This is a genomic window from Cupriavidus sp. HMR-1 (genome assembly GCF_000319775.1).
In the GTDB taxonomy this organism is placed as follows: Bacteria; Pseudomonadota; Gammaproteobacteria; order Burkholderiales; family Burkholderiaceae; genus Cupriavidus; species Cupriavidus metallidurans.
Window position 1 is genome coordinate 1 of the sequence record NZ_ANKP01000178.1, and the last position, 2,839, is coordinate 2,839.

The following is a 2,839-nucleotide window of genomic DNA, read 5'->3' on the forward strand; positions in this document are numbered from 1 at the left end:
CCGCCACTCGCGCCGTGGCCGCGATGGTCGTAGGCCCGCACGCGCAGGCCGAGCGCGCAGAGCGCTGCTGCAACATGGCCATAGCGCCCGCTATGCTCGGCCAGCCCATGCACCAGCAGCACCGTGCCAAGCGGCTCGGCAAAGCGTTGGGGATCGGGCAGCCAGGTGCGCAGCAGCAGCTCGGTGCCATCGCGCATTCGTTGGCGTGTCTCGGTGGGTACGGCTCCGGTTACGGCGGATTCGCGCGCGCCTGGCAGGCCAGCGGCGGTCACAGGTTCATTCATCCCACACGTCTCCTCGTCGGGTACGCCTGCTTGTTGTTGGTTATCTGGATCTGGATCCTTCGGTACCGCTGACGCCTGCGCTCCCCCGGCCCCGAGCCGCCAGCACTCAGTGATGGCAGGCCGGGCGATCCTCGCTGTCGGCACGGGCCATATCCGACAGGATCGGGCAGTCGGGCCGGTCATCGCCCGTGCACGCTTCGGCCAGCGACCGCAGCGTGTCGCGCATCGCAGCAAGTTCGGCGATGCGGACTTCCAGGTCGGCCACGTGCTTGAGCGTCAGCGCCTTCACATCCGCGCTGGCGCGCGCCCGGTCATGCCAGAGCGACAACAGACCGCGAATCTCGTCGAGCGAGAATCCGAGATTACGGGCCCGCCGCACGAAGCGCAAGGTGTGCACCGCGCGTTCGTCATACCGCCGATACCCACCCTCGCTGCGCGGCGGCGCATCGACTAGTCCGATCGACTCGTAGTGGCGAATCATCTTGGCGGAAACGCCCGAGGCTTCCGCGGCTTCTCCGATGTTCATTGCGTTACCTCCTTGTGGCCACTGCCTGCGAGCGGATGCCAGCGGCGCAGCAGCAGTGCGTTGCTGACCACGCTGACACTTGAAAACGCCATGGCGGCGCCCGCCACGACTGGATTGAGCAGACCGGCCGCCGCGAGCGGAATGCCGATCACGTTGTAGATGAACGCCCAGAACAAGTTCTGGCGGATCTTGCGCACCGTGCGATGCGACACGGCAAGCGCGTCGGCAACCAGCGCCGGGTCGCCCCGCATCAGCGTGATGCCGGCCGCGTGCATCGCCACGTCCGTGCCGGTGGACATGGCGATGCCGACATCGGCCGCCGCCAGCGCGGGGGCATCGTTGATGCCGTCGCCCACCATCGCCACCACGGCTTCGCCACCTCGCTTGAGCGCGACGACGCGCGCCGCCTTGTCTTCCGGCATCACCTCGGCCTGCACTTCGTCGAGCCCCAGTTGCTCACCCACACGCGCCGCGGCGCCTGCGTTGTCGCCCGTCAGCATCACCGTGTGGATGCCGGCCTCACGCAGGCGTGCGATCGCGGCAGCGGCGCCCGGCTTGATCGCGTCGCCGAATGCCACCAGTCCCAGCACGCGGCGCTGGTCTGTATCGATCAGCCAGGAGACGGTGCGGCCTTCGCCACGCAGCCGCTCGGCATCGGTCTGCAGCGCCCCCGCATCGGCCTGCAACGAGGCACGCAGGCCATCGCTGCCGAGTTGCAGCGCCTGCCATGCAACGATGCCGGCGATACCGCGTCCTGGCAGCGCGCGCACGTCAGTGGCCGCTGGCGCGGTGATGCCACGTGCCGTGGCAAGCGTCGTCACCGCGCGCGCCAGCGGATGCTCGCTGCCGGCCTGGAGTGCGGCCAGCTTCGCGAGCAATGCGGGCTCATCGCCATCGGCGGCATGCAGCGCCACCACCTCGGGCTTGCCCACGGTTAGCGTCCCGGTCTTGTCGAAAGCCACTACCGATACGCGATGCGCCACCTCGAGCGCCTCCGCGTCCTTGATCAGGATGCCCGCCCGGGCGCCCGCGCCAGTGCCCGCCATGATCGCGGTCGGCGTGGCCAGACCCAGCGCGCACGGGCAGGCGATCACGAGCACCGCCACGGCATTGAGCAATGCGGTCGTCCAGTCGCCCATGACCAGGCCCCAGCCAAGCAGCGTCGCCAGCGCGATGACCAGCACGATGGGTACGAATACCGCGCTGACCTGGTCAACCATGCGCTGGATCGGCGCCTTCGCGGCCTGGGCATGTTCGACCATGCGGATGATCTTCGCCAGTACGGTCTCGGCGCCGACGGCCGCCGTGCGTGCCACGAGCAACCCGTCATAGTTGATCGAGCCACCGGTCAACCTGTCGCCGGGCTGCTTGGGCACGGGTACCGATTCCCCGGTCAGCATCGATTCGTCGGCCTGGCTGCTGCCTTCCACGACATCGGCGTCTACTGGAATCCGCTCGCCGGGACGCACAACGATCTCATCGCCAACACGCACGCTGGCCAGCGGCACGGTCTGCTCCACGCCGTTGCGGCGTACCTGCGCGGTATCGGGGCGCAAGGCAGCCAGCGCACGGATCGCGTCGGCCGTCTGACGCTTGGCCCGTGTCTCGAGCCACTTGCCCAGCCGCACCAGCGTGATCACCACGGCCGCGCTTTCGAAATAGAGATGCGGCATGGCATCGCCAGCCTCGGCCATCTGCCAGATCGACAGAAAGTACGCCGCCGAGGTGCCGAGCGCGACCAGCAGATCCATATTGCCGGCACCGGCGCGCACCGCCTTCCAGCCCGCCTTGTAGAAGCGCCAGCCGAACACGAACTGCACCGGCGTGGCCAGCGCCCATTGCACCCAACCCGGCAGCATCGCGTGGATGCCAAACCATTCGAGCACCATCGGCATCACCAGCGGCAACGACAGCGCGGCCGAGATCACCACCGGCCACGGGCCGGCCCAGAAACCGGGACCCGCCTCGGCCGTACCCACCGCTGCGGCAGCCGCTTCGACCACCGGCGTGGCGCCGTACCCGGCACGCT

The 2,839-nt window shown here is 68.7% G+C and carries 3 protein-coding genes; all 3 read right to left on the reverse strand.

The annotated features are described in order from the left end of the window. The coding region (locus D769_RS19685; protein ID WP_008648659.1) for an alpha/beta hydrolase at positions 1–284 on the reverse strand (284 nt) is incomplete at its 3' end. A 106-nt stretch (positions 285–390) separates the two neighbouring features. Beyond that, a complete protein-coding gene (cueR, locus tag D769_RS19690) occupies positions 391–810 on the reverse strand; it encodes a Cu(I)-responsive transcriptional regulator (RefSeq protein WP_008648660.1) in 420 nt (139 codons plus the stop codon). Next, positions 807–2,839 (reverse strand): copper-translocating P-type ATPase (locus D769_RS19695; protein WP_008648661.1); only part of this gene is annotated, 2,033 nt, incomplete at its 5' end. The genes D769_RS19695 and cueR, both read right to left, overlap by 4 nt.